This window comes from Mycolicibacterium komossense (assembly GCF_025822605.1).
Lineage (GTDB): Bacteria > Actinomycetota > Actinomycetes > Mycobacteriales > Mycobacteriaceae > Mycobacterium > Mycobacterium komossense.
On the sequence record NZ_JACKTY010000050.1, the window covers coordinates 1 to 18,355 of the forward strand.

Annotated in this window: 23 protein-coding genes, 1 tRNA gene and 1 pseudogene; 9 read left to right on the plus strand and 16 right to left on the minus strand. The window is 63.1% G+C overall.

Features of this window, described 5'->3' with window-relative positions:
* The 7 genes and pseudogenes from H7J73_RS31140 to H7J73_RS31170 all read left to right on the plus strand — a co-directional run.
* A pseudogene (locus tag H7J73_RS31140) lies at nt 1-238 on the plus strand (hypothetical protein); the annotation flags it as partial.
* 4 nt (nt 239-242) lie between these two features.
* On the plus strand, nt 243-608 hold the full coding sequence (locus H7J73_RS31145; protein ID WP_264071699.1) for a tyrosine-type recombinase/integrase: 366 nt from the start codon (nt 243-245) through the stop codon (nt 606-608).
* A gap of 386 nt (nt 609-994) precedes the next feature.
* Nucleotides 995-1,699: a hypothetical protein gene (locus tag H7J73_RS31150; RefSeq protein WP_264071700.1), complete on the plus strand. Its 705-nt coding sequence runs from the start codon at nt 995-997 to the stop codon at nt 1,697-1,699.
* A 210-nt stretch (nt 1,700-1,909) separates the two neighbouring features.
* A complete protein-coding gene (locus tag H7J73_RS31155) occupies nt 1,910-2,257 on the plus strand; it encodes a hypothetical protein (RefSeq protein WP_264071702.1) in 348 nt (115 codons plus the stop codon).
* 231 nt (nt 2,258-2,488) lie between these two features.
* Nucleotides 2,489-2,659 (plus strand): hypothetical protein, encoded by a 171-nt coding sequence (locus tag H7J73_RS31160; protein WP_264071703.1) that lies wholly within the window; start codon nt 2,489-2,491, stop codon nt 2,657-2,659.
* A gap of 257 nt (nt 2,660-2,916) precedes the next feature.
* Nucleotides 2,917-3,768, plus strand: a complete 852-nt coding sequence (locus tag H7J73_RS31165; RefSeq protein WP_264071796.1) for an AbiJ-NTD4 domain-containing protein — start codon at nt 2,917-2,919, stop codon at nt 3,766-3,768.
* A 50-nt stretch (nt 3,769-3,818) separates the two neighbouring features.
* Nucleotides 3,819-4,007 carry a hypothetical protein gene (locus H7J73_RS31170; RefSeq protein WP_264071704.1) on the plus strand — a complete coding sequence of 63 codons (189 nt, stop codon included), beginning with the start codon at nt 3,819-3,821 and terminating at the stop codon, nt 4,005-4,007.
* A 68-nt stretch (nt 4,008-4,075) separates the two neighbouring features.
* On the opposite strand, the gene H7J73_RS33780 is transcribed toward H7J73_RS31170, so the two are convergent.
* From H7J73_RS33780 to H7J73_RS31225, 12 genes are all read right to left on the minus strand, one after another.
* The gene (locus H7J73_RS33780; RefSeq protein ID WP_308207456.1) at nt 4,076-5,152 is read right to left on the minus strand and encodes an arsenate reductase/protein-tyrosine-phosphatase family protein; all 1,077 of its coding nucleotides are present in this window, start codon (nt 5,150-5,152) and stop codon (nt 4,076-4,078) included.
* A 1,086-nt stretch (nt 5,153-6,238) separates the two neighbouring features.
* Nucleotides 6,239-6,385 carry a hypothetical protein gene (locus H7J73_RS31180; protein WP_264071705.1) on the minus strand — a complete coding sequence of 49 codons (147 nt, stop codon included), beginning with the start codon at nt 6,383-6,385 and terminating at the stop codon, nt 6,239-6,241.
* Nucleotides 6,386-6,405: 20 nt separating this feature from the next.
* Entirely contained in the window at nt 6,406-7,371 is a 966-nt protein-coding gene (locus H7J73_RS31185; RefSeq protein WP_264071706.1) for a hypothetical protein, read from the minus strand.
* The gene (locus H7J73_RS31190; RefSeq protein ID WP_264071707.1) at nt 7,371-7,607 is read right to left on the minus strand and encodes a hypothetical protein; all 237 of its coding nucleotides are present in this window, start codon (nt 7,605-7,607) and stop codon (nt 7,371-7,373) included. The genes H7J73_RS31185 and H7J73_RS31190 overlap by 1 nt, the downstream gene beginning before the upstream one ends.
* Nucleotides 7,608-7,895 carry a helix-turn-helix domain-containing protein gene (locus H7J73_RS31195; protein ID WP_264071708.1) on the minus strand — a complete coding sequence of 96 codons (288 nt, stop codon included), beginning with the start codon at nt 7,893-7,895 and terminating at the stop codon, nt 7,608-7,610.
* A 45-nt stretch (nt 7,896-7,940) separates the two neighbouring features.
* Nucleotides 7,941-9,527 (minus strand): hypothetical protein, encoded by a 1,587-nt coding sequence (locus tag H7J73_RS31200; RefSeq protein ID WP_264071709.1) that lies wholly within the window; start codon nt 9,525-9,527, stop codon nt 7,941-7,943.
* Entirely contained in the window at nt 9,524-9,904 is a 381-nt protein-coding gene (locus tag H7J73_RS31205; protein ID WP_264071710.1) for a DUF2742 domain-containing protein, read from the minus strand. Before H7J73_RS31205 ends, H7J73_RS31200 begins: the two co-directional genes overlap by 4 nt.
* Entirely contained in the window at nt 9,901-10,050 is a 150-nt protein-coding gene (locus tag H7J73_RS33905) for a DUF6011 domain-containing protein (protein ID WP_353962015.1), read from the minus strand. Before H7J73_RS33905 ends, H7J73_RS31205 begins: the two co-directional genes overlap by 4 nt.
* The gene (locus tag H7J73_RS31210) at nt 10,047-10,820 is read right to left on the minus strand and encodes a hypothetical protein (protein ID WP_264071711.1); all 774 of its coding nucleotides are present in this window, start codon (nt 10,818-10,820) and stop codon (nt 10,047-10,049) included. The genes H7J73_RS33905 and H7J73_RS31210 overlap by 4 nt, the downstream gene beginning before the upstream one ends.
* Nucleotides 10,817-11,119, minus strand: a complete 303-nt coding sequence (locus H7J73_RS31215) for a hypothetical protein (RefSeq protein WP_264071712.1) — start codon at nt 11,117-11,119, stop codon at nt 10,817-10,819. The genes H7J73_RS31210 and H7J73_RS31215 overlap by 4 nt, the downstream gene beginning before the upstream one ends.
* Before the next feature lie 4 nt (nt 11,120-11,123).
* Entirely contained in the window at nt 11,124-11,276 is a 153-nt protein-coding gene (locus H7J73_RS31220) for a hypothetical protein (RefSeq protein ID WP_264071713.1), read from the minus strand.
* Entirely contained in the window at nt 11,276-11,497 is a 222-nt protein-coding gene (locus H7J73_RS31225) for a helix-turn-helix domain-containing protein (RefSeq protein ID WP_264071715.1), read from the minus strand. Before H7J73_RS31225 ends, H7J73_RS31220 begins: the two co-directional genes overlap by 1 nt.
* 97 nt (nt 11,498-11,594) lie before the next feature.
* On the opposite strand from H7J73_RS31225, the gene H7J73_RS31230 reads away from it, so the two are divergent.
* Nucleotides 11,595-12,146: a hypothetical protein gene (locus H7J73_RS31230; RefSeq protein ID WP_264071716.1), complete on the plus strand. Its 552-nt coding sequence runs from the start codon at nt 11,595-11,597 to the stop codon at nt 12,144-12,146.
* A gap of 103 nt (nt 12,147-12,249) precedes the next feature.
* The gene (locus tag H7J73_RS31235; protein WP_264071718.1) at nt 12,250-13,398 is read left to right on the plus strand and encodes a tyrosine-type recombinase/integrase; all 1,149 of its coding nucleotides are present in this window, start codon (nt 12,250-12,252) and stop codon (nt 13,396-13,398) included.
* 50 nt (nt 13,399-13,448) lie between these two features.
* On the opposite strand, the gene H7J73_RS31240 is transcribed toward H7J73_RS31235, so the two are convergent.
* The 4 genes from H7J73_RS31240 to ponA2 form a co-directional block, all read right to left on the minus strand.
* Nucleotides 13,449-13,522: transfer RNA gene (locus H7J73_RS31240), tRNA-Pro, on the minus strand.
* 271 nt (nt 13,523-13,793) lie between these two features.
* A complete protein-coding gene (gene cds1, locus H7J73_RS31245; RefSeq protein ID WP_264071720.1) occupies nt 13,794-14,888 on the minus strand; it encodes an L-cysteine desulfhydrase Cds1 in 1,095 nt (364 codons plus the stop codon).
* A complete protein-coding gene (locus H7J73_RS31250; protein ID WP_264071721.1) occupies nt 14,885-15,847 on the minus strand; it encodes a metallophosphoesterase in 963 nt (320 codons plus the stop codon). The genes cds1 and H7J73_RS31250 overlap by 4 nt, the downstream gene beginning before the upstream one ends.
* A gap of 62 nt (nt 15,848-15,909) precedes the next feature.
* Complete coding sequence (gene ponA2, locus H7J73_RS31255) at nt 15,910-18,354, minus strand: transglycosylase/D,D-transpeptidase PonA2 (RefSeq protein WP_264071722.1); 2,445 nt, start codon at nt 18,352-18,354, stop codon at nt 15,910-15,912.
* Nucleotide 18,355: the final 1 nt, after the last annotated feature.

The window sequence follows — 18,355 nt, forward strand, 5'->3', positions numbered from 1 at the left end:
TGATCGACACGACGAACACGTGATCGACACGACGAACACGGGGTGGATACTTTTATCTGGCCAAAACTGGATACCTCGACTTGGCCACCAGTGGATACCTTTTCATGGCCACGGACAGGAGGCAGACGGCAAATTGGTCTTCGGACTACCCAAGGATTACGAACGCCGCTCTGTGCCGTTCTCTGACTTCTTAGGCGACGAACTCGCGGCGATGATGGAAGGGCAAGGCACCGGATGAACTCGTGTTCACCGCGCCCGCTGGGGGAGTTCTACGCGTCTCTACGTGGCGACCGAGGATCTTCGACAAGGCCCGCGACGGGATAGAGGATTTCCCCGCGATCACGCCACACGACCTACGGCACACCTGCGCATCGCTCGTGGTGTCCGAGGGCGGGAACGTCCTAGCCCTGGCGCGCATGCTGGGCCACGAGGACCCGAGTGTGACGCTCAAGACCTACGCAGATTTGTTCGATACCGATCTCGACGCGCTAGCCGATGTGCTCGGAACAGCGCGTACCAAGGCGCTCACTCAACCGTCATCGACCGACACCGACAGTGATCCGGCCGGGAAAAACGTACCGGGTACGCAGAAGGCCCCGGCCGGATAATCCGGTCAGGGCCTCTACTTGCACTTACGCGAGTCGGGGTGGCGGGATTCGAACCCACGACCTCTTCGTCCCGAACTCCACGTCCTGGGCGTTTGCAGATGCAAACTGCGTTGGTTGAAGTGAATAACTCCAGCTCAATACGTTGTTGGTGTTGGCTAGTAAGGGGGAGTCGTGAAAGTGCTGCGGGCCAACTGCGGGCGATTGGGTTGCTTCTGCCCGGCTTGTGACCCTGACGTGAATCGTGAGGCGGCGGGCAGAGCATTGCGATTGCCGACACCATTAGCGCTGTAGCCCTAACATGTTGCGGACCGGTCAAAGCGAACCAGGGGGAGCGATGGGGCCGACGATGCGAATCGCCATATGTTGAGGAGTGGGGCCTGGTCGTTGTGAGCGCAGATGGCGGACAGGCGCTCGAAGTGGGTGGTGATGATTTCGACCCATCAAACGTCGCGGCGGTGACTCCCGCAGTTCAGGCGATGCGGGAGATTATCGCGGCGGAGGTCGTGCACAAGGACTCTCTTCAGGCGCACGCCCTCACGGCCGAGTATGCAGAGGTTCACGGCCGTTACCTCGTATATGCCGGCGCCACATTCATCGATTGTCACGCGACAGACGAGGCCACCCCGGACCTGGCCGAGGACCGCTTCCACTACCTGCTGACCCGGATTGGCAACATGGTGAACCTGCTAGCTGACCGTGCTGGTGCTGATGAAGCGACCGTGTTGCTCGATGTCTTGTCATTTCTGGACCGGGCCTCCAAACACGTTGGCGAGCCCGGCGCGACGGCGCTCCGAGCCGCCCAGACTTGCCTTGTATCGCACTCCCTCGTCAGGCGTGGACGGACCCCCTGGGGCATCCAGCGGAGCCTCAATCGCACCGATATGCTTGTTGCTAATCGAGCTCTCGGCAATGTTCTGGTCATTGTCGCGTGCACCAGTGACCCTGAGTGTTGGGTCGACGTCGTTGCAGTGCTACTCCAAGAAGCCGGGCACATTCTGCGCGGGCAGGCCCGTGCTGCAGCCGTGAGTATCGAACACCTGGTCGAGCAATATTTTCTTGCGCTAGCTGCGCGCGAAGCTTGTGGCACCTAGCTAATCGGCGGCCCGGGAATCGCACTGGCGCTCTTGTCACGATTGACAGTAGTATCGTACGTACGATCTTAGATTGGAGTGATTATGCCTGCCACGTGCGCCCGGATATACCAAGCATCCGACCTCGCCGGTAGCGCCAGGAAGGAGTTCATTGCGGACGCCCTCCGTAACCGCGCGCGCCTACGGAGTACAGACGGCGACTCGCTCGTCATGCTTCGCGAAGCCCGCCTGGAACACGTAGCAGCGATCCGGGACTACGCCGTCGCGTACCTCACGCTCGACACCGCCATGAAGCGTGCACGGGGTGAGCGGCGCACCAGCGACTACGGCCCATGGGCGTTCATCAGCGTTTTCGATGACGACGACATCGACGAGTTCCTGCAAGAAATCAACGATGCGATCGTGCGTGCCGCTTCGGGAGAAGACCACTCAACTGTTGATGAGCTGATCCACCAGTGGCAAATGGGTGCACGCACACTGTCAGACCCCGTTGCGCGGGAGATCCTGTCAGGAACGACTGACACTTCCGACTGGCTTGAGGTTGAGGATCAGGACTGACCTAAGTTGTCCGACCCCAAACCGAAGGCCTACCGCCCGTTTGTCGCTGCCCGGTACCCGGCTGAGGGCCGGCCAACGGAGCGGCCAAAATGGCGCCTCCTCGTGCACCGGAAGCACGTCGATGAGTGGAACCGGATCTGCGAGGTGTGCGGGGAGAGCAACGCAACAGAGCTTTGGAGGCATCTATCGATGCAACCTGACCAACCGCCACAGCTGGGGACGGTCACTCCAATGAAAGGCGGTCATGTCGGTGCCAGCGGCGGGATGTCGCGTGTCTACCATTACGAAATCACCGGCGGTGCACGACTCGACTACCGATATAACGCCGAATACAAAACCGGTGCCGGAGGCGATGCCCACCAAGTGGTGCAAGTAGTCAGCATCGACCTTGGTGGACACTGAATATTGCTCCGAGGTTATCGGCGTCACGAAACCGCGAACCCCTCGAACAGTTCGTGTTTGATACGCATTATTAGTCCGCTAAGCCATTCGTGGCTGCTGGGCTAAGTGACAGCCACGGATTTATGGCCTACAACTGACAGATCGGCCCGCCAACGCAATCTCCACGTTGGCGGGCTTCGAAATCCAGGTATCGAACGTGCACCTCTGTGATAGGCAAAGTCCCTTCAAGCTGGGTAAATCATGGGCCGGGGGTTCTAGTGTCAGATGAGGTCGACAACGGCGGTAGACCGCCAAGGTTCTCCCAGCGTCACGGGTACACCGAGTACTCGACTGCGATACAGCATCGAAGCCTCGACGAGCGGACCCGGACAGACTTGTGGAACGTCATCGAATTGATGTTCCTAGACGGGAGCGGCCAGTTTGCGGCCCTGGTCGACGGTCAGAAGGTATGGACAAATTACCTCGGGAAGATATGGACCGGGTACTCCTCGCAGCGGTATCGGGATGCGTTGTGGCGCACAATTTTCGATGAAGAGTGGTACCGCGTTTGCGACTTGATCGAGGCGTTGGTGCAGATGACGAGTGGTGACTCTCAAGGCTTGTTTGTCGAGTTCGCGAACCGTCAACTGAAACTCAACAGGGCCGGTTGCCGAATCGTCGGCGAGTACGTCACCGAAATAACCGACGACGCCGAAATCACGTCCGTCGAGACGGCCATCGAGCAGTCATCCACCGAAGCCCGCACCCATCTGCGCAATGCCATTTCTCTACTGGCCAACCGCGACGATCCCAACTTCGGGAAGTCCATCAGCGAATCGATGGCCGCTGCGGAGGCAGCTGCCCGCGAGATGGTCGGAAACCCAAAAGCTCAACTCAACGAAGCGCTTAAGAAGATTTCGCGAGCCGAGACGCCTGGCGGGTTTCACCGGGCTCTGGTCGACGGATGGATCAGTCTGTACGGATTTGCAGGCGACGAAGGCGGCATCCGTCACGCAATTCGAGAAGGGTCCGTCACCCCATCACAGGAACTGGCGCAGTACTTCCTGGTCATCTGTTCGGCGTTCGTCAATTTCGTCACAACAACCATCGCCGAAGGACGCCGCGCTTGACCGGGAGTGGCGACCGGGCAGTTCACTGCCATTTCTTGGACGGATAGACCTTGTGTGAGTGGTCCCCACCAGAGCACAAAGAACTCGGTCCGATCGTCAGACAGCAGACCGTACAGCCGCACCAGGTTGCCGACGGCTACGCGGGCGATCTCCGTTGCGTCATCGAGCTCAAGTTCTTCGAGCCGGCGGCGGGATTCCTGCGTCGGCAGATCCTCGACCCGATAGACGACCCCCACTGACTCACCCGGCGTGAACACCTCACCGGCAGTCATCGTCTCCAGGCCCGACAGCCGTTCCAGAAGAGTCGTCAGAAGGTGCTGGTAGCGACAGTGCCGACTCGATCGGCGAGCCGTTTGTCGACCCACTCATGCAGGCCGGGGAGTGCGGCCGTGATCGCGTCGTATATGGGTTCGATTTGGTGGTTGTACTCGGGGTCTTCGATATCGAGGTCGTCCGGTGATTGTGGGTCGAACGAGCGCAGAAGCCTGAGCCGTTCAGCCGGTACGCCCAGCCGTGTGAGAGTGCCGACGTGATTCCCGGCCGCCGCGACGACCAGGTCGGCGCCGAGATGGTCGGCATTAAGTTTGGTCGCGCAGTGCCTTGTTGGGTAGCCGTGAGACAGCAGTAGGCGAGCGGTCGTCGTCTCGATTGCCCTGCCGATGCCCTTGGTGCCCCAGCGGGGATCGTCGAACGTGCCGGCGCTGGACACCCTGACCTGATCGGACAGGCCTCGCTCATGGATCTGGTGGGCGAAGATGTTCGCGGCCATGGGTGAGCGGACGAAGTTGTTGGTGCAGACGAACGTCACGTGCAGCGGTGGTACGAAATCTATGGCATTTTCACGGAGGAGCCCAACATCACCCCAGCGATAGTCCGGAGACGTTGTACGCGCGTCCCAGTCGGCCAGGGTGAACCGCGGCTCCGCAGCTTCGACAGGCACCCCATATCGGCACTGCAGCTCGATCTCCATAAAGCGGTCGGGCGGCCCGTCACAAACCCAAAGGCGTCTGATGGTCGCCTCTGAGCCTCTGATCTCATCGACATAGCGATCGAACGGATCCTTCTGAAACATTGGGCTTTTGACCTCGACGCGCCCCACGACGAGGCGGAGCTCAGAGCTGGGTTTGTAGACCTGTGGGATCAACTTTCCTTGGTATAGCAAGTCGAGTAGGTTTCTGCTGGCGTGGACCCCGCACCGACAATCCGTTTGGGGGACAACATGTTCAGCATCCATGGGGCAGAAAGCAACGTATCGCTGGTCCTCCCAAACATGCCCGTCATCAAGAGAACCTGCGTGCGCCCATCTGAACGGGGAAATGAGCTTGTGCTGACCATTGGTGGTCGCTGGCTGCAGCCACCAGTAGCGCCACGCCTCCACGTTCATGCTGTCCGCCCCAACACGGCGAGTAGTTTGTCCCCGGCGCTCTGATCATCCCATCGGGCAGCGATCACCGGCACGTCATACTTCCGACGAAGATCCTGAACCACGCGGCCGGCTATCGCAGGACTCACCATCAGCCCACGGATGGCGAATCCCGCGGCCCGACTGGGATGTTCATCACCCCATCCCCCGCGCAGCAGAGTGTGATCATCGCAGCTGGCGTTCCGATCGGGCATGGAGTGCCCGATCGGAACGCCAACCGAAACAACGATGCGCTGATGGAGGGAACGGTAAGAGTCTCGGATTGTCGAAGATCGAAAGAACGCGGTCTTGCTGACGACGTAATGCAGACCGCAGTCACACGACGCGACCGGAGGACTATTCCCGTGCGAGCAACAGGCAGAGAAATGCTGCCCGTCGTTGTTCATCGGACCCCACCCAAAGGTGGACCCGGGATCGAGGAGTCGAACTAAGGGCCAAAGTTTCCACGCCAGCATCGAATTAAACCTCCTTCTCCCCTGGGCCATCAATCCGATAGCCCAGCGCAGCCCTGAGGTCCGACTGCGGACCCACCCGGGGGACCTCCCAGGCAACCCCGACCACCGCCCCTCAGGGTCTTCGAAGCCATCGGCGATCACGACCTCCGTAAGGGGGGAAAGAAAAAAAATGGTCGGGGGGAGTAAGCGCCTATGCCCTGAGAGGCAAGCCGTGACCCCGCAGGGGGGGCATCCCCCTGGGGCACCTTTCGACCGGCCACGGTGGGCATAGGGGCTGCCTGTCTGTACGAAACTCGAATCGTTTTGGAGCTGGGGGTTTTGCACAGTGGCACCGGCCCCACCGGGAGCCCCCGCTCGGGACCGACCCATTCGCCGCTCGGGGCACCCCAGGGGGGAGCCCCCCGAGGCCCCCGCCGCCCCGCCCCTCAGGGCATAGGCATGGCGAGAGGGAGCGTCTTTCTTTTTTTTCTGGGGTGGGCGGCGGCGTGACGCAGGTACTTCTCTGGCAGTGCTAGCAGTTGGCCGTCGTGGAAGTCCTTGCCCTGAAAGGAGTGCTATGTAAGTGGGTTTGACGCCTGCCGCCGCTGGTCTGTTAGGTAGTGGCGGGTCGCCCGGTGTCTCGGATGCGTTGGAGCGCGGCCTCGAACTCGGCGTCGGTGAGGTCGGCGAGCCATGCGTCGAAGTTGAAGCGGATCAGCTCAGTGCGTGACATGCCGGTGGGCTTGATGACTTGGGCCATGCGGGTCGTCCTTACTTGGCTTAGGCGACGAACGATCGGGTGGATCGCTTGATGGGTAGTTCGACGTCGACGGTGATGCCGAGGGCGTTGAGTTGGTCCGCGCACTGTACGAACCAGTCGGTGGTGTCTGCGGTGATGAGCTGGTCGGCGAGGCGGCGTGCTTCGCCGATGACGTCGCCGTCTGGAAGCCACGGTTGGGCTTCGTCGGCGAGGGTGAGAAGCCAGTCGACGGGCCGGTATTGGTGCGGCCAGAGGCTCTGACGATTGACGTCCTCGGGGACGAATGGCATGGCGGTTGTGCTGAACCACGCCCGGATGGCTGCCGTGGTGTTGGTCGGGCCGTGGCTGGTGGCGCGCAGATGCTGCCAGTGGGGTTCGACTGCAAGGAAGCGGTGGGTCTGTCCGATCAGGGCGAAACCGGTGCCGGAGGTGATGTCGCGGTTCTGCATCACGGCGTACTTGCGGGCCTCGGCTCGCACTTCCTCGTACCTTTGGAGTAAGCCAGTGACGAGATCCCATCGGGCGGCGCCGTCTGGCTGGTGCAGTGCGGCTTCGGCATTGGCGGGGTGGTTAACCATGATGTCGCGGTGCGTGCGTACGTCGGCGTATAAGGCGCTGAGTTCGGTGCGTAGGTAGTCGAGGGCTTCGTCGGCGCCCGCGGCCTGGATGAGCGTGAGGTCGGCGCGAGCGCGCTCGGCGGCGTCTCGGACGAGCAGCGCGAAATGCCCGCGGGATTGGCCGGCGGCGCGTTCGGTGACGTAGGCGTTGCGTAGATCATCGAGGTTGGTTGCACCTGCATCAATTGCGGCCGTGATCTTGGTGGCGTAGGCGCGGTCCAGTTCTGTTAGCCACTCGCCTTGGTTGACGAGATCCGCGGTGAAGGGGATGAGGCGGCGATGCCGTTGGATGGCTTCGGGGTAGCCGGTGATGTGGGCTAGTACGCGCTCGGCCAGGTTCGTGGCCGGACGGGTGGTGTTGCGTGCCATCAGGACCACCGCCCCTGCGTCATCTGCTCGGCGCCTTCAACGGTGATGCTCTTGCCGTGTTGCTTGTTGTAGAGGGCAGCCCCCGCTGCCAGGCTGTCGGGTTCGCCTGGCGGGTCGCCGCTGCCGGGTGTGGCGGTGGCGCCGACTTCGCTGATGAGGGAGTCGCGTTCGGCGGCAGGTAGTTCGGTGATCCATTGTCGGATGATGTTGCGTAAGACGGGGTCGGTGTCGGGCATTTATGCGCTCCTTGCTTCGGCGTACTCTTCGACGGTGCGGCGGCTGAAAAGCCAGCGGCCGGTGAGGCTTTCGCCTTCGAGGTCGGCGGCGAGGCGGCGGACGTGTCTGCTGCTGCATCCGAGGATCGTGGCGGCTATTTCGGTGTCGATCAGGTCGTCGCGGTCCTGTTTCAATGGTGCTGCAGGAGAGTCGATTCGATGTCCGCCTGTGGACATGTAGGTGAATAGGTGGCGGACCCGATCAGGGATCGGCTGGCCGGCGCGTTGTCGGCGCACCACAGCTTCCATCGCTAAGTCCCGGAGCAGACGGGCCTGCCCTTCGTCAAAGTGCAATTACGACACCTCCTCGTTGCGCGAAGCGATGCGCCACATGGACCGAGGCCCGGTGTTGGTCGACTCGATCACGGGGTCGGTGGATTTGAGGCGGGCACCTTTTAGGGCATCTCGGGTATGGCCTTCTGCGATGCCTGCGGCGTATACCTGGCTAACTGCGACCCACCCGTCTGGCCCTGCGTGGTCGCCGATGTAGGCCTGGATGAACGACAGGGCGTTCCTCTTCGGCGCGGGGCGTTCGGAGTCGTGCGACCTGCGAGTATCCAGATCAGTGACAGTACCTGCGGGTTCAGGGCTGAACTTTGGGTTCAGCCCATTTGACCTGCGATTATCGGCCCTGAACTCGGGTTCAGGGCTGAACTCCGATATCGACTCGAAATGCACACCGCCCTGCGTGACTTCGATCCGCCGAACCAGACCTTCAGACTCCAGCTCAGCTACCGCCGCTTCGAGCAGCTGCCGGTATTCCTGCTTGCCCATCCGGGCACGAAGTTCTCCGCGGGCAATGCGACCACCGGACAGCACCTTGACCACCCGCCGCTTCACGACATCGAGGCGGCGTTGGTCAACGAACTCTTCGCCCACGGCGCGGGACAGCGCCCGATCACGAACCTTCGCCCTGGCAGCCTGGCGGGCTTGCTCGACGATCCAGTCCCGCGTGCCGTCGGATACCCGCATCACTGTCTCGGACAGCTGCCAGTCGAGCTCTGAGACCACTGACCGGTGGTGCATGATCGCGATCACCGCCGCGACCTTGCAGCGCGTCAGCAGGGCGTGACCGTCCAGCGCTTCGGCCGTGCCGCGCTGGCGGGCCAGGTGGGCTTCGATGACCGTCTGCGCGATCTCGTCGGGGCCGTAGCCGATCTCGACGACACCGTTATCGCCGGCCCACATGGGCAGCGCAATGTCCAGCGGATCCGGGTCGGTCGCCCGGACTGCCGGCATGTCGGGGTCGGTGGTGGGGAACCACAGGAACCGCTGCGGTGTACCGCCGCTGGCGTCGCCGAAGATGACGTCGCAGTGCCCGGGTTGGGCGCCGACCGATAGGCAGCACCGGTAGGAGTGCGCCGGGATGATGCGGGTGGTGGCGTCACTGGCGTTCGACTGTCCGAGGAGTTCACCCATGGCCATGGACTTCAGCTGCGCCAGCAGGATTGATCCTTGCCGGGACGCAATGCCAGCCAGGGTGTCGATCTCGGGCACCGAAAAGATGGCAGCGGTGATCGGTGCGACGCCTTCTTTCTTCGGGGGTACGAACGTGGCGGCGATACCTTCACCGGAGCCGATGGGGCGTTCGATGATCGGGGCCGGCCAAGCGAGGCGGGCCACCTTGTCGGAAACGCCTTTACCGCCACCGGATGCGGACACGAACGCGCACAGCAGGTTGAGTGAGGCGCGGCCGCCGATGAGCCCGGGGAGTTGCACGTGAGGGCCGACGCTGGCGGCGACACGGAGCAGGACTGCACCGAAAACGGCCCATGGTGCGGCGTATCGGGCTCGTGCCCATTGGTAGATGAGGGTGAGTTGGTCGGTGGCGGCGAAGAAGTCTTCGTTGACTTCGGTGGTGGTGGTGGTGGTGGTGGTCAAGCTGATCTCCTGATGTAGGACTTCCCGCGGTTGGCGAGGAATCGGTGGTCGTCGCTGATCCACTTGGCGGCCTGCGAGACATCTCGCGATGCCTCTCCCAGCTGCTCTTGCACGGTGTCGTGGGCGAGTGCTTCGCGGACGCCGCCGAGGACCAGGGCGAGCAGCTTTCGAGCGTCGTCGTCGGACATGCCGCACCAACTCGGAGTGCCGGGGATTGGCAGGTTGTCCAGCACGACATCGTGATTGGTGGCGTATCGCTCTGCAAAGGTGAAGGTGGTGTACCAACTCACCTGGCGGGAGGGGGGAGTGCCCCCGCCAGGCTGGGCGGGGGACTCCTCGTCGGAACTTCGGAATTCCGAAGTTGGTTCGGCGGTCAATGGACACCTCCGTGCCGCGAGCACTTCGGCCCGATGCGGAGTGCTACTGATGCCGGGTCGGTGAGCCATGAGCCACAGACTTTGCAGCGCACCGCAATACGCTGCTCTTCGTCTTCAGGCTTCAGTTCCTCGGCGGAGGCGGTCATTGGTTCGAGTCCTCAGACTTAACCGCATCGCTGCGCTGGTTGATCGCCTCGAACGCTTCGATGAGCGCGTCGACGACACGTAGACCTATCTTCTTCGGATACCCGCCCTCCTGATCGGCGAGAAGATCCGCCAGGAACTGAGTCAGTTTCCCGGAGAGGACGTCTCGACGTTGAGCTAACAGTTCGAGGTGCCAGACCCGTAGGCAGTCAACGCAATCCAGTTCGGTCCACCACAAACCGGTCTCGGAGTCCTCGTACTCCTGGTCACGCACCTGGGCGGGTTTGATCTGACGGTCGTCTTGGCGCCGCTCGTCCCTGCCTTTCGATGCCGGGCCCGAGGGGTCACGGTCCACGGGTATTTGCTCACCGCAAAGTGCCTTCACGGTGGGCCGCCCCGCGTCCCACGCGGCTTGAGCGTCGGATCCGTAGCGGAAGTGATTCAGTTCCGGGTTGCGGGGGAAGCCTTGCCGGAACTTGGTGGCCACCTCGTCGAACTGCTGCTGATTCTTGAAGTGCCCGTGGCTGTTTCCGGTGGCGACTCTCTGCATCATCTCGGCGTGATCACGCCAGTTGTCTCCCTCGGGGAGCAGCAGCGCGTGGGTCGTAATCCGGCCGCACTCCTCACACTTGAGGTCGCCGGTTTCACGATGCCAGTCGAGGTCGATCGGCTTGGACAGCCAGTAGTTTTCGGCCCGGTGGTTACGTGGGCGCCGGCATTCCCGGACTGAACCGCAGGTGCAGCAGAGCGCCTTCATGAACGATGTGCTCACAACTGCACCGCCGTCCACTGCTCGGCGACCTGTGCCCCAGCGAGGAGCAGTGCTGCTAGCTCTCGCGCCTGGGCGACGGACAGGCCAGCACGAGCGTCGACGTCGATGTCAATCGCTCCGAGAGAACCGTCGCGGCGCTGCTCGGCGATGACGGTAACCGCGGGGCAGCGCAGAAGATCCGGGCTCGTAGCGACATGGCCGATCTGGTTGTAGACGTCGCGGACTCCGGTGGCCGTCCAGAGGCCTGGGGTGCCGCCAGTCGGGACCGGCAACTCCATGACGGTGATTTGTGGTTTCATTGTGTTAGAACTCCTCATTTGCGTGGTGGTGGTTCGAATCGCCCTCGGCGGTGTTGGCGCACCGTCCGGGGGCATTTTTTGTCGGACGTAGATCTTCGGTCTGGTCGTCGTCGACGATCCCGATATCCGCGAACTGCTCCTGCGGGTAGATCCGCATCAGGCGGCACCGCCGCGCCTGGTCGCCTGCTCCTGATCGGCGATCCAGCGCTCAACCTCACTGCGGCGGTAGACAACACGGCCTCGCCGGCCCTGTGGACCAAGGGTGAACGACGCCGGTCCCTCGTTGTTGTGGCGCCAGTAACGCATCGTCCCTGGATTGAGTGCGGGGTATTGCTCGCACACCTGGGTCGTGGTGAGTAGGTCGTCCGATCGGTCCATGGGCATCTCCTTCGTGGTGTGGTTCAGTAACGTCATGACTGAACCACAACGGGAGCAACGTTGTCAACGGTGATCCACACGTGTCACGATGGTCAACGTGGCGAAACTGAGCACGACGCACGGAGGCGGCGATTACACGAAGATCGGACCCGGACTGGCGATCGTGGTGCCATTCACCGGAACAATCGACCTGGATTCAGGCGACGCGTTCGGCGCGGAGGTAGCCCAGGTGGTCATGGACATCGACCTGGTTGAGGGGATACTTCAACCGACCAGAGTCGAGGTCATTGGTCGAGGTGGGCATCCTGTAACGGGCACAACGCTGCGTCAAGTACCGGTAAAAGGAATGGCATCCCACCTCATCCAAAATGCGATCGCAGCGCGCGAGGATATCGGTGGCGGCACCAAAGTTACCCATGGTCGCCGCAGTCCGATCGAGCTGGACGAGCAAGAAAAAGCCCGCTTGCGCACCCAAGGCCCGGTCGAAGAGTCACTGCGCGCCGTCGCGAACTTCTATGAGTTCGGTCGAGTCACCGGATATCCGCCAGCCAAGTTCGTTGAAGACAATCTCGAAATGCCGCGCACCACAGCATCGAAATGGATTCGCAGAGCACGAGAGGCAGGGCTTTTGGATGCCCCAGACACGTAACCGCCGCGCTGGCGTCGAGGACCGGTGGGCGGATCTGACGAAGCCGCGCCAGGACCGCAACGCTGATGGAACACCGATGCTCAGCGCCGACGGTGAGCCTGTTATGACAAGTCGACCTGTCAAGTACGGCAAGGGATCTCGCTGGCGCGCACGCTACGTCGATAGCAGGGGAATCGAACACGAAAAGCTGTTCGCCCGCAAGGCCGACGCGAACGCGTGGATCGAGAACATCACGTCCACCATCGTCACCGGAACATACGTCGCACCGAACGCCGGAATGGTGCCAGTCGGTGTGATTCACGAACAGTGGTTGAAAAATCAAGCGCACGTGAAGGATTCAACCAAGGCTGCGCGAGCCTCAGCGTGGTCTGTCCATGTCCGAGATCGCTGGCAGGACATCGCTGTAGCTGAAGTGCAAACCTCCGAGATTCGAGCGTGGGTCACCGAGCTATCCGAAGGTGGGGCTGCGGCCGCGACGATTGAGAACGCGCTCGGTGTGCTACGGATGGTTCTCGCTGTCGCCGTTGAAGATAAGCGGCTGCCGGCCAATCCGTGCGACAAAGTGAAGGCGCCGCGACGGGAACACTCGATACGGGCCTACCTGACCCATCAGCAGGTCGCCGAGCTGGCTGACGCGATGACCCGAGACGGCCTGGTCGTGCGGTTCCTCGCGTACACGGGCCTGCGATACGGCGAGATGGCCGCGTTGAAAGTCCAGAACTTCGACATGCTGCGTCGGCGGGTGAACATCAGGGAATCGGTGACTGAGGTCGTCGGGAAGCTCACCTGGTCGACCCCGAAAACTCACGAACGGCGATCAGTGCCTTTTCCGCGATTCCTCGCCGAAGATTTGGCCGTCCAGATGCAGGGCAAGCGGCGCACCGATCTGGTTTTCACGGCGCCGGCCGGCGGGGTGCTACGGATCAACACCTTCCGAACCCGCGTGTTCGGCCCGGCGGTCGACAAACTGCAGGGTCTAGACGACGACGGTCAACCAACCACCGACTGGCCGCGCCCCACTATGCACGACCTCCGGCACACTGCGGCGTCGCTGGCGATCAGCGCGGGGGCCAATGTGAAGGCGGTCCAGACGATGTTGGGGCACAAGTCAGCGGCTATGACACTGGACACCTACGCAGACCTGTTCCCTGATGATCTCGACGCCGTCGCGGATGCTTTTGATGCGGCAGTCGCCGCGCTGCCGAAAACTGCTGCGGGCCAACTGCGGGCCACTGGCGGTCCAGACTCGTAACAGCAAGAAGCCCCGACCATGTCGACCGTGGTCAGGGCCTTCTCACTCTGTCGGGGTGGCGGGATTCGAACCCACGACCTCTTCGTCCCGAACGAAGCACGCTACCAAGCTGCGCCACACCCCGCGTGAAGCTCCGTCAGCCTATCGCACCGCCCCGCCCGGAAGCCAAACGCGTATCCCGGCCACCTGTTGGGTAGGCAACACGCGGTACCGGGATGGATCTGGCGTGTCGGTGACGTTGTGGAGGTAGGCGATTAATTAGCATTTCATGAGGAAATGGAGACGACTATGACTGCTTTGGGAGCCACCCTGTACGTAGGGCTGTTCGCCCTGGCCGCGCTCTGGCTGTTTCTGACGGCTGAGGGCCCCGTCGGCGCCGAGAAGGGCACTGCAGGTCAAGGCCAGCGACAGGACTTTTCGAACTCGACGAATCGGTCAACCGATTCAGCGGGATCGATACCCATGCTGGCCAGCCAGTCGTCGTCGAAGTAGGTATCGGTGTAGCGGTCGCCGCTGTCGGCGAGCAGCGTGACCACCGAACCGCATCGGCCTTCGGCCACCATCTCCGTCAGCAATTCGAACGCGCCGCAGATATTCGTGCCCGTCGACGGACCCACCTTGCGGCCCAGTACCCGGCTGATGTGCCGCGCTGCCGCCACCGACGCCGCATCGGGCACCGAGATCATCCGATCGACCACACCAGGCAGGAACGATGGTTCCACCCGGGGGCGACCAATCCCTTCGATGCGTGACGAGGCCCCTGTGACCACGTCTTTACCCTGGACATAGGACGGGTAGAACGCGGAATTCTCCGGGTCCACCACGCACAGTCGTGTGCTGTGTCGGCGATATCGGATGTAGCGGCCCACAGTGGCGCTGGTGCCGCCCGTGCCCGCGCCCACCACGATCCACTCCGGTATCGGATGTTCTTCGTCGCGCATCTGCTGATAGATCGACTCGGCGATGTTGTTGTTTCCCCGCCAGTCGGTGGCACGTTCGGCGTTGGTGAACTGGTCCAGGTAATGGCCGCCGGTCTCGGTCGCCAGCCGTTCGGCTTCGGCGTAGACCAAGCTGGACTTTTCGACGAAATGGCAGCGTCCGCCCTGCGCCTCGATGAGGGCCACCTTGGAGGGGCTGGTGGATGACGGCATCACCGCGATGAATGGAAGCCCGAGCAGAGCAGCGAAATACGCCTCGGACACGGCGGTCGATCCTGATGAGGCCTCCACCACCGTGGTGGTCTCGTCAATCCAGCCGTTACACAATGCGTAGAGGAACAGGGACCGGGCCAACCGGTGCTTGAGACTTCCGGTGATGTGGGTCGTCTCGTCTTTGAGATAGAGCGCAACGCCACAGTCGCCCACCCATGACGCGGGAAGTGGGTAGCGAAGAAGGTGCGTGTCTGCGCTACGCCTGGAATCAGCCTCGATCAACCGGACGGCGTTATCGGCCCAGGCCCGTGAGCGACTGCGGTCCGTGGCCGCGGTCACCGCACCGCGGCCGTGGGGGACGAATGGCTGCGTCGGCGATCCCCTGCGTCCGGTCCGCCGATCGGGGCGGCGACGAGCGTCAGCAGGGTGGCCTCCGGACGGCAGCAGAACCGCATCGGGGCGAACGGCGACGTGCCGATACCCGCGGACACGTAGAGGCCCATATCGGCACCCCACCGCGACGGCCCCTTCACCCGAGACCGGTCCAGGCCGCAGTTGGTCACCAGGGCGCCGTAGAACGGCACGCACAGCTGACCGCCGTGCGTGTGACCGGCCATCACCAGCTGGTAGCCGTCGGCAGCGAACCGATCCAGCACCCGGGGTTCGGGGGAATGCGTCAGCCCGAGCCGAAGGTTCGCCGCCGGACTGGCCGGTCCCGCGATCGTGTCGTAGCGGTCGCGATCGATATGCGGATCGTCGACGCCGGCCGCGGCGATCGTCAGGCCGCCGACCTCGAACTCCCGCCGGGTGTGCGTCATGTCCAGCCAGCCGCGTTCGGTGAACGCCGCCCGGAGGTCCTGCCACGGCAGCGGCTCGCCGTGGATGCGGGCCTCAGGCTTGATCAGATAGTTGGCCGGGTTCTTCATCCGTGGCCCGAAGTAGTCGTTGCTGCCGAACACGAAGACGCCGGGTACCGACAGCAGGTCTCCGAGGGCCTGCACGACGGCAGGTACGGCCTTGGGATGCGACAGGTTGTCGCCACTGTTGACCACCAGGTCCGGTTCCCAGCTCGCCAGCTCCCGGATCCACGCCTGTTTGTGGCGCTGGTTGGGGCGCATGTGCAGGTCGCTGATGTGCAGCACCCGCAACGGCGTCGAGCCTGGGCTGAGCACCGGCATCGTCACCTCGCGCATCACGAACGCATTGCGCTCGATGATCGAGGCGTAGCCGATCCCGGCGATGGCAGAGCCGAGGGTGACTGCGGCGGCGCTTTTCAGAACAGGCAATGCGGCAGGCATGTGCAAAAGCCTACTGCGCCCTTCCGCCATCCAGCGCGCCTCACCCGTCCGGCGCTGCGTGACTACGGCGGCGGAGGAGGTGGCGGTGGCGGCGGCAACAGCACCGGCACTGTGATGGGGGGCAGGCCGGGGATCTCGACGACCGTCTGACCGAACTCCGGCGGAGCGCCGTCGATCGGCGGCAACCCGACGGGCGGCGGCGGTGGTGCCGGGGGGATCCCGTTGCTGATCTGAATGGTGATGATCGATCCCGGCACCGTCTGCCCGTTCGGGGAGGTGCCGACGACGGTGCCGAACGCGGAACCGCTGTTCACCGGATTGGCCTGGTCGGCGACCTGGAATCCGGCATCCTTCAGGCGCTGTCGGGCGGCGTTCTGGTCCAGCCCGGCGACGCTGGGCACCCGCGAACCGGGCGCGCCGTCGACATAGCGCGGATCGGTCGGCGGCAGGCTGACATCGCCCCAGTTGTTGGCGATCGGCGTCATCGCCGTGTACCAGGTTCGGGCCGGCTCGTTACCGCCGAACAGGTTGCCGTCTCCGCACTGGCGCAGCGGGAACGAGCAGAGCTCGCCCGGGGTGGTGGAGTCGTCGTAGATGTAGTTGGCGGCCGCATAGTGGTTGGTGAAACCGAGGAAGCCGGAGGATCGGTGCGCCTCGGTGGTCCCGGTCTTACCCGAAACCGGCAGATTCCAGCCGACCGAACCGGCCGCGCCGGCTGACGTACCCGAGCCGGTGTCGTCCTTGCTCAGCGCGTTGGCCAAGGTGTTCGCCAATCCCTGCGGAACCACCTGCTGGCAGGTCTCGGTGGTCACCGCGACCTCGTTGCCGTTGCGGTCGTAGACCTTGTCGATCGGGTTGGGCGGGCACCAGGTGCCGCCGGAGGCCAAAGTGGCAGCCACATTGGACAGCTCGAGGGCATTGACGGCGAGCGGGCCCAGCGTGAACGAGCCGAGATTCTGCCGTTTGACGAAATCGGCCAGGCTTTCGTTGTTGTCGGGGTCGTACGACCGCGCCGTCCCCGGCTGCGCGTAGGAGCGCAGGCCCAGTTTGACGGCCATATCGACCGTGCGCTGCACGCCCACCTGGGAAATCAATTTGGCGAAAGCGGTATTGGGCGACGTTGCTAGGGCGTCGGTGACGCTCATCGTGCCGCGATAGTTACCGGCGTTCTGTACACACCAGGTTTCCTTCGGGCAGCCCTTCGCGCCGCCACTGCCGAGGCCTTTCGCCTCGAACCGGGCCGGCACGTCGAGCGTCGCGTTGATGCCCATCCCCATGTCCAGCGCGGCGGCGGTGGTGAAGATCTTGAAGATCGACCCGGCGCCGTCGCCGACGAGGGAGAACGGTTGCGGTTGCATGGTCTCGCCGGCGTCGAGATTCAGGCCGTAAGTGCGGTTGCTGACCATCGCCATCACCGGGTGCGATTCCTTGCCGGGGGCGATGATGCTCATCACGCTGGCGACGCCGGAGAGGTCCGGGGCGGCGATGCTGTCCACCGCCGCCTTGGTCGAATTCTGCACGTCGGGGTCCAGGGTGGTCTTGATCAGGTAGCCGCCCTTGGCCAGTTGGTCCTTACTGATGCCGGCTCGCGCCAGATACTCCTGAACGTAGTCGCAGAAGAAGGCGCGGTCGCCGGCGGCGATACAGCCCCGTGGCAACTCGTTGGGCTGCGGGAGGATGCCGAGGGGCTGTTCCTTGGCCGCCCGCAGTGCGTCAGCATCTTGCGGGATGTTCTCGATCATGGTGTCCAGCACGACATTTCGTCGCTCCAGAGCGCCATCGGGGTTGGTATACGGGTTCAGGGTGCTCGTCGACTGGACCATGCCGGCCAGCAGCGCTGCCTGCTGCCAGTTCAGGTCGGTCGCGTTGATCCCGAAATAGGTCTGCGCCGCGTCCTGTACGCCAAAAGCGTTGTTGCCGAACGACACCAGATTGAGGTATCGGGTGAGGATCTCGGGTTTGGTGAAGGTCTTGTCGAGCGTCAGCGCCATCCGGATCTCGCGCAGCTTGCGCGCCGGGGTGGTTTCGATGGCCGCCCGCTTCTCGGCGTCGGTCTGGGCGATGACGAGTAATTGATAGTTCTTGACGTACTGCTGCTCGAGCGTGGAACCGCCGCGGGTCTGCGCATCGCCTGAGGCGTAGCCGGCCAGACCAGTCAGCGTGCCTTTCCAGTCGACACCGTTGTGTTCGGCAAACCGTTTGTCCTCGATCGAGACGATTGCCAGTTTCATCGTGTCGGCGATTTTGTCGCTCGGCACCTCGAAGCGGCGTTGCGAATACAGCCACGCGATCGTGTTGCCTTTGGCGTCGACCATCGTCGACACCGCGGGGACCTGACCTTCGACCAGCTGGGCCGAACCGTTGGCCACGACGTCCGAGGCTCGGTTGGAGACCAACCCGATCCCGCCGACCATCGGAAACAGGAATGCCGCCACAAGAACACTGGCGAGCAGGCAGCACCACGCCATCTTGATGACGGTGACTGCGACCGGGGGGCGGTCTGACATG